This is a genomic window from Deinococcus rhizophilus, from assembly GCF_030271215.1.
Taxonomy (GTDB): Bacteria; Deinococcota; Deinococci; order Deinococcales; family Deinococcaceae; genus Deinococcus; species Deinococcus rhizophilus.
The window spans coordinates 1-7,256 of the sequence record NZ_JASNGB010000149.1 but is presented as its reverse complement, the minus strand read 5'-3'; the positions used below and the strand labels follow the sequence as shown (position 1 = coordinate 7,256).

The following is a 7,256-nucleotide window of genomic DNA, read 5'->3' as shown; positions in this document are numbered from 1 at the left end:
TCGCCCCCTTGCCGCCGGGCGAGACGCGCACGTCGCCGCCCAGCACCGTCTCGCCGGGCGCCGGGATGTGCGGCGCCCGCACGGTCAGGTCCGCGTTCACGCCCCCGACCACCAGCAGGGTCATTCCAGGTCCGCCGTTTCCCCGGGGTACCGCTCACGCCACAGCGCCCAGCCCTCGTCCGGAAAGGCGCGTCTGGCCTCGGGGGCAAACAGGCGGGCGCCCTCGGCTTCCAGCTCGGGGTCGGGGCAGGGCAGCACCTCCGTCTCCTGCATGGCGGGGTGGTCGCTCCACCGAATCAGGCGGCCCGAGCCTCCCCAGGGGTCGGCGGTGGCCCACACGACCCGGCCGACCCCCAGCAGGGCGGCGCCGCCGCCGCACATCAGGCAGGGTTCCAGGCTGGTGTAGAGGGTCAGCGTCTCCGGGCCTTTCAACTTGCCCGCCGCGAAAAAGAGGTCCATCTCGGCGTGCGCCACGCTCGCCGCCCCCACGTGCTCGGGCGTCTGGGCCTCGCCGACGCGGTTGCGGCCCCGGCCGATGATCTCGCCGTTCGCGTCCACCAGCACGGCGCCGACGGGCGAGCTGCCCGAGGCCTGCGCCTCACGCGCGAGGGTGAGGGCTTCCTGAAGGTAAGCGCGGTGGGGGGCGGTCATGCAGACCAGTGTGGCACGGCCCCCCCGGGGGAAGCGCGGGGGCGCGGGCTGCGTTTATACTGAGTCCAATCACAAGTCGCCCCCACCCCGCCCGCCGCCCCTTCCAGGCTGCGGGCAGCGGCGAAGCGGGAGCGCGAGGAGCCTGAATGACCCCGATGCACAGACCCTGGCTGTCCCACTACGAAGAAGGCGTGCCCCACGAGTTCACGCCGACCAACGACACGCTGCCCGACCTGCTGCGCCGGACGGCGGAAAAGTACCCGGACCGCACCGCCCTGACCTTTCTGGGCGCGAAGACGACCTACCGGGTGCTGTGGCAGCAGGCCCGGAGCTTCGCGGCAGCGCTGCAAAAGATCGGCGTCCAGCCGGGCGAGCGCGTCAGCCTGATGCTGCCCAACTGCCCGCAGTTCGTGGTGGGCTTTTACGGGGCGCTGCTCGCCGGGGCCACGGTGGTCAACACCAGCCCGCTGTACACCCCGCACGAGCTCGAGCACCAGCTGCGCGACAGCGGCAGCGAGACGCTGATCCTGCTGGACGCCTTTTACCCGCGCTACGAGCAGATCGCCGGGAATGTCCCGGTGCAGCGGGTGATCGTGACCGGGATTCAGGACGCGCTGCCCTTCCCGAAAAACGTGCTGTACCCGCTCAAGGCCCGCCGTGAGGGCACCTGGGTGGGCGTGAAGGCCGGGGGGTCGGTGTACTCCATGACCCAGCTTGTGCGGCAAGACGGCACCCCCGAGCCGGTGGTCCTGCGTCCGGACGACGTGGCCCTGCTGCAGTACACCGGCGGCACGACCGGCGTGCCCAAGGGCGCGATGCTGACCCACCGCAACCTCGTGGCGAACGCGGAGCAGGCCCGCGCCTGGATGACCGACCTGAGGGACGGGCAGGAGGTCACGCTGGCGGCCATTCCCTTCTTTCACGTCTACGGCATGACGGTCGCGATGAACCTCAGCCTGCTGATCGGGGCGACGGTCGTGCTGGTGCCCAACGCCCGCGACATCAAGATGGTGCTCTCTCAGATCAGTGCGGGCGGGGCGACCCTCTTTCCCGGCGTGCCGACCCTCTACAACGCGATCAACCACCACCCCGACACGCCGAAGCATGACCTGACCACCATCCGCGCCTGCATCAGCGGGTCGGCGCCGCTGCTGCTGGAAACCGCCCGGCAGTTCCGGCAGATCACCGGGGGTGCCAATCTGGTGGAGGGCTACGGCCTGACCGAGGCCAGCCCCATCACGCACACCAACCCGATTTTCGGCGATCAGCGCGAGGGCAGCATCGGCCTGCCCATGTCGGGTGTGGACGCCGTGGTGATGGGCGAGGACAGCCAGCCGGTGCAGGGCGGCGAGGTGGGTGAGCTGTGGGTCGCCGGGCCGATGGTGATGAAGGGCTATTACAACCGGCCCGACGAGACGGCCAAGGTGCTGCGCGAGTGGCAGGGCCAGACCTGGCTGCTGACGGGTGACATGGCGGTCATGGACGACGACGGCTACTTCCGCATCGTGGACCGCAAAAAGGACCTGATCATCGCGGGAGGTTTCAACGTCTACCCGCGCGAGGTCGAGGAGGTGCTCACCGCCCACCCCGCCGTGCTGGAGGCCGCCGCCGTGGGCGTGCCCGACGAGTACCGGGGCGAGAGCGTGCACGCGGTCGTGGTGCTGGGGCCGAAGCAGCAGGCGACCGAGGCCGAGATCATCGCCCACTGCCGCCGCGACCTCAGCGCGTACAAGGCCCCCCGCAGCGTGGAGTTCCGCGCCGAACTGCCCAAGACGGCGGTCGGCAAGGTGCTGCGCCGCCAGCTGGCCGAGGAAGCGAGGACCGCCCGCCAGCAACCGGCCTGATCCCGGCTCTGAGGGCGTGTGCCCGGACTCAGCCCCGGCTCGTGGACTTCCCGGCAAACACAGGTCTGTCCTTCTGCTGCAAACAGCTCCGTGAACCCCCCTTGTGACGTCTGATGTGCAATGGTAAGAACGATGTGTGGGCGAGGCTTTTCCCCCTCCCTCCTCGTGCGGGAGAGTTGGGGAGGGGGGTGGCGGGCGAAGCTTGCCCCCGCGCCAGAGGGTTGGACACAGGCTCGATCACCCTCCCCGCCCCGCGTGACCCCCGCTTCAGTTGGGAAAACAAAAGCCGCTAGAATACCGGGCCGTGACGTGCGCCGCCTCCCGAGTCTGACCGCTCCCCGGCGCCCGGGCACCCCGGAGGCTTCTTGAGTTACTGGCGCACCCAGATCAAACCGCTGCTGGACGCGGAAACGGGCACCCTGCACAAGCAGGCGCCCATCCGCGTCACGCTGGCGTTTCCCAATCGCTACTCGGTCGGCATGGCTTCCCTCGGGTATCAGGTCATCTACCGCATGTTCAACCAGGAAGAGGGGGTCGCCTGCGAGCGGGCCTTTCTCCCCGACGACGTGGAGGCCTTCGAGCGCAGCGGGCAGGCCCTCCCCACCGTCGAGTCGGGCCGGGACGCGGGCGACTGCGAACTGTTTGCCCTGAGCGTGTCCTTTGAGCTCGACCTCACCAACATCATCCGCACGCTGGACGTGGCCGGGATGCACCCACTGCGCGAGGAGCGCAGCGACACCGACCCGGTCGTGATGATCGGCGGCCCCTTCACGTCCTCGAACCCCTATCCGCTCACGCCCTTTGCCGACGTGATCGTGATCGGGGACGGCGAGCAGATTGTGCCGGTGGTCAGCGAGGCCCTGCGCGAGTCGCAGACCCGCGAGGACTTCTACGACCTCGTGGACGGGATGCCCGGCATCTTCCTGCCCGCGCGGCACGTCCACGAGCCGACCTGGGCCACCGCGCCCAAGGAGCTGCTGCCCGCCTACTCACAGATCGTGACGCCGCACTCGGAGCTGTCGAACATGTTCCTGGTCGAGGCGCAGCGCGGCTGCCCGCGCCCCTGCACCTTTTGCCTCGCCCGGACCATGTACGGCCCCAACCGCAACAACCAGGCCCAGGAATTGCTGGACACCATCCCCGACTGGGTGGAAAAGGTCGGGCTGGTGGGCGCGGCCCTCTCGGACTTTCCGCACACCAAGTACGTCGGCCGCACCCTGACCGACCGGGGCATCAAGCTGGGCGTGAGCAGCATCCGCGCGGACACCGTGGACGAGGAACTCGCCGCCATTCTCAAGGCGGGCGGACTGCGCACCTTCACGGTGGCCTCGGACGCGCCCTCCGAGCGTCTGCGCCGCTGGCTGAAAAAGGGCATCACCACCGAAGACCTGCTCAAGACCGCCCACATCAGCCGCGACCTGGGCTTTTCGGGCATCAAGGTCTACATGATGATCGGCCTGGGCCCGGAAGACGACGACGACATCACCGAGCTGATCGAGTTCACGAAGGAGCTGGCGAAGATCAACCGGGTCGCGCTGGGCATCAGCCCCTTTGTGCCCAAGCGCCATACCCCGCATTTTGCCGACCCCTTCGGCGGCGTGCAGACCATCGAGAAGCGCCTCAAGCGCATCCAGAAGGAACTGCGGACCACCGCCGAACTTCGCAACGTGTCCGCGAAATGGGCCTGGGTCGAGTCCGTGATCGCGCGGGGCGGCCCGGAAGTCGGGATGGCCGCCTACAGCATCTACCGCAGCGAAAGCATCGGCGCCTGGAAAAAGGCCCTCGACGAGGTGGGCTGGCGCGACGAATTCGAGATCAACACCCCCGCCATCCACCTTCCCCCCGGCCACTACGAGGCTCGCGAGGTCAGCGCCCACGCGGAGGGGCTGGCGGTCTGACACGGCCTCCGAAAAAGGGAGAACAACGGGTTCCAGGCGTGGAGTGAACAAACCGGCATTCTTCCAGCCTGTTCACGAAACAGACGCGATTCGTATCGGGCAACCAAAGAAAGGCGGCCCCCGGGGAGTGTTCCTGGGGGCCGCCTCGAGATCGGGCGTCAGTCCGTGCGCGGCTCCCGCGTCTCGGCCAGTGGCGGCCGTGGCGCGACCTCGGTCGGAACCACCGCCGCTGGAACTCCGGCCAGCCGCATCCTCCGGTCGAGCAGCGGCGCGATCTGGGCGTCGAAGCGGGCCAGCACCGGCCCCACGATGGCCGTGATCAGCACGTAGGCGGCGGCCAGCGGCCCCAGCGTGGGCGCCAGCCCCAGCCCCAGCCCCGCGATCAGGATGCTGAACTCGCCGCGCGGAATCAGGGTGGCCCCCGCCCGCACCCGCCCGCGCGTCTGCACGCCTGCGCGGGCCGCTCCGTACCAGCCGGTGTAGAACTTGGTCAGGCTGGTGACGACCGCCAGCACCACCGCCGGAAGCAGCACGCCCGGCAGGGTGCCGAGGTCCAGTTGCAGCCCGAAGAACACGAAAAACACCGCCGCGAACAGGTCACGCAACGGCTCGATCAGGTGCCGGGCGCGGTCGGCCACCTCGCCGGAAAGGGCGATCCCGACCAGAAAGGCCCCGATCGCCGCCGACACCTTCAGCATGTCGGCCAGTCCCGCGACCACCAGCACCAGCCCGAACACGCTCAGCAGCAGCCCCTCGTTGCTCTGGACGTGAATCACCCGGCTCAGGACGTGCCCGTATTTCAGCGCCAGGAAAAAGGCCAGCGAGAAGGCCGCCAGCGCCACCGCCAGATTGACCCCCACCGCCGCCAGCGTGCCGCCGATCAGCAGCGCGGCCATCACCGGGAGGTAGACGGCCATCGCCACGTCCTCCAGCACGCACACCGCCAGAATCACCGGGGTCTCGCGGTTGCCCAGCCGCCCCAGGTCCGAGAGCACCTTGGAGGCGATCCCGCTGGAACTCAGGTAGGTCACGCCCCCCAGCAGGGCGGCGGCCAGCGGCGAGAAGCCCAGCACCAGCCCGGCCAGCAGCCCCGGCGTGAAGTTCAGCGCGAGGTCCAGCACCCCGACGCTGCGGTTGGCCTTCAGGTTGTCGCGCAGCTCCGCGCTGGTGTATTCCAGCCCCAGCGTGAACAGCAGCAGCACCGCGCCGATCTCCGCGCCGATATGGATGAATTCCTCCGGCGCGTCGCCCAGCTGAAAGAAGGCCCCCAGCCCGATGCCCGCGATCAGGTACAGCGGAATCGGTGTGATGCCCAGCCGCCCCGCCGCCCGCCCCACGAAGGCCAGCGCGAGGATGACCGCGCCGAGTTCCAGGAACAGCTCAGCGAGGGGCACGGTGTCGCCTCACGGCCAGCAGTGGGGGGGCCGGGACGCTCACTCTCCGCCGCCCAGCAGCCGCGCGGCCCGCACCACCCCGTTCGGCGTCCCCACGACGACCACCGTGTCGCCCGCCTGCAGCGGAAAGTCGGGGCCGGGGGCGGGAATGGCCTGTGCCTCGCGCATCACCGCCACGATGCTCGCGCCCGTGCGGGTGCGCATCATGGTGTCGCCCAGCGCGTGCCCGGCGTAGGGGCTGAGTCCCGAGACCGGCACCCAGTCCATCGCCAGCCCCTCGATATCCTGGGTGAGTTTGGACACGTGCCGGGTGATGGTCGAGCCGCCCAGCAGGTCGGCGACCGCCTCGGCCTCCTCCTCGCTCAGGACGATGCTCTGGGCACAGGCGTCGGGGTCGTCGCGGCGGGCGACGAAAATCTCGCGCCGCCCGTCGCGGTGGGTGATCACGCCCACGCGCTTGCCGAAGCGCCCATCAAAGTCGTGCCGCACGCCCACGCCGGGCAGCGGGGTCTCGTCCAGTCGGATCATGCCCTCAGGATAGGGCGCCCGGCCCCCCGCACACTGGGGGCCCCGTACACTGGGGGCATGGCGACCCTGGAAATCGACTGCCCGGTGTGCGCGGAGGTGCTTGAACTCACGGGCGAGGACCGCGCGGAGCTGCGCCCCGGCGACGTGATCGTGTGCGACTCCTGCCACGCCGAGATGGAGGTCACCCGCAACGGCGGCGGCGAGGACTTCGAACTCGAACTGCTGGGCATCCTGACCGTCTGCCCGGCCTGCGGCGAGGAATTCGACGTGACCGAGGACCTGCTCGCCGCCTCGCCCACCCTGGAGGCCGGGGACGGCAGCGCCGTCAGCGTGGTGACCTGCCCGCACTGCCGCGCCCGCATCGAACTGGAATTCGAGGAGGAGGGCGAGGGCAGCCCGCCCGACCTGCGGTCCTGACTCCTCCCTCTCAGGGCGGCTCTCCGGTGAGGGCCGCCCTTTGTCCTGCGAAGGGCAGGTCCTCGTACCGCTCATACGGGTTCCGGGCGATGGATGCGCATCCATCGCTTTTCTGGATGTGCAGGAATCAGACGGGATCACCTCGTCGAGCGGCTGGTGCGCCGCTGCCCACCGGGCTGTAGTCCGGCCACAGGGCAGGGGGCGGACGCATCGGCTGCGCATCCGCCCCCTGCCCCTGCCGGTCGTCCTATCCCGGATGCTGCCCTTCCCAGATCAGGTCGCGCAGCACCCAGCCGGTCCCCGGAAAGCGCAGACCGGCCCGGACCTCGGCCAGCAGGTAGGCCCGCAGGTCCTCCACCGAGTGCCCCAGGGCCAGCAGTTCTCCCAGGGTCCGCTCGCCGTCGAGGGCGTCGGCGATGGCCGAGGTCCCGGTGCGCCGGGTGCCCGCCAGCAGCCGCAGGCTGAACCACGCGTAGCGCCCGGTGGGGGAGAGCTGCCCGCGCTCTGCCGCCGCTGCCGCCTCC

Annotated in this window: 6 protein-coding genes and 1 pseudogene; 3 read left to right on the top strand and 4 right to left on the bottom strand. The window is 69.9% G+C overall.

What is annotated here, in order from left to right:
• Positions 1-120: 120 nt before the first annotated feature.
• Positions 121-651: a nucleoside deaminase gene (locus tag QOL99_RS13205; protein ID WP_285524487.1), complete on the bottom strand. Its 531-nt coding sequence runs from the start codon at positions 649-651 to the stop codon at positions 121-123.
• A gap of 155 nt (positions 652-806) precedes the next feature.
• Here QOL99_RS13205 and QOL99_RS13200 point away from each other — a divergent pair, with 155 nt between their 5' ends.
• Complete coding sequence (locus QOL99_RS13200) at positions 807-2,495, top strand: long-chain-fatty-acid--CoA ligase (protein WP_285524488.1); 1,689 nt, start codon at positions 807-809, stop codon at positions 2,493-2,495.
• Positions 2,496-2,860: 365 nt separating this feature from the next.
• Complete coding sequence (locus QOL99_RS13195; protein ID WP_285524485.1) at positions 2,861-4,393, top strand: B12-binding domain-containing radical SAM protein; 1,533 nt, start codon at positions 2,861-2,863, stop codon at positions 4,391-4,393.
• Positions 4,394-4,551: 158 nt separating this feature from the next.
• Here QOL99_RS13195 and QOL99_RS13190 read toward each other — a convergent pair whose 3' ends face one another.
• Positions 4,552-5,787: a cation:proton antiporter gene (locus tag QOL99_RS13190; protein WP_285524483.1), complete on the bottom strand. Its 1,236-nt coding sequence runs from the start codon at positions 5,785-5,787 to the stop codon at positions 4,552-4,554.
• 39 nt (positions 5,788-5,826) lie between these two features.
• On the bottom strand, positions 5,827-6,315 hold the full coding sequence (locus tag QOL99_RS13185) for a cation:proton antiporter regulatory subunit (RefSeq protein WP_285524482.1): 489 nt from the start codon (positions 6,313-6,315) through the stop codon (positions 5,827-5,829).
• A 57-nt stretch (positions 6,316-6,372) separates the two neighbouring features.
• Here QOL99_RS13185 and QOL99_RS13180 point away from each other — a divergent pair, with 57 nt between their 5' ends.
• On the top strand, positions 6,373-6,732 hold the full coding sequence (locus QOL99_RS13180; RefSeq protein ID WP_285524481.1) for a hypothetical protein: 360 nt from the start codon (positions 6,373-6,375) through the stop codon (positions 6,730-6,732).
• A gap of 247 nt (positions 6,733-6,979) precedes the next feature.
• Here QOL99_RS13180 and QOL99_RS13175 read toward each other — a convergent pair.
• A pseudogene (locus QOL99_RS13175) lies at positions 6,980-7,256 on the bottom strand (DUF4388 domain-containing protein); the annotation flags it as partial.

Coding starts and splice junctions, on each gene's coding strand:
- QOL99_RS13180 (WP_285524481.1), top strand. CDS start 6,373: ATGGCGACCCTGGAAATCGACTGCCCGGTGTGCGCGGAGGTGCTTGAA.
- QOL99_RS13185 (WP_285524482.1), bottom strand. CDS start 6,315: ATGATCCGACTGGACGAGACCCCGCTGCCCGGCGTGGGCGTGCGGCAC.
- QOL99_RS13205 (WP_285524487.1), bottom strand. CDS start 651: ATGACCGCCCCCCACCGCGCTTACCTTCAGGAAGCCCTCACCCTCGCG.
- QOL99_RS13200 (WP_285524488.1), top strand. CDS start 807: ATGCACAGACCCTGGCTGTCCCACTACGAAGAAGGCGTGCCCCACGAG.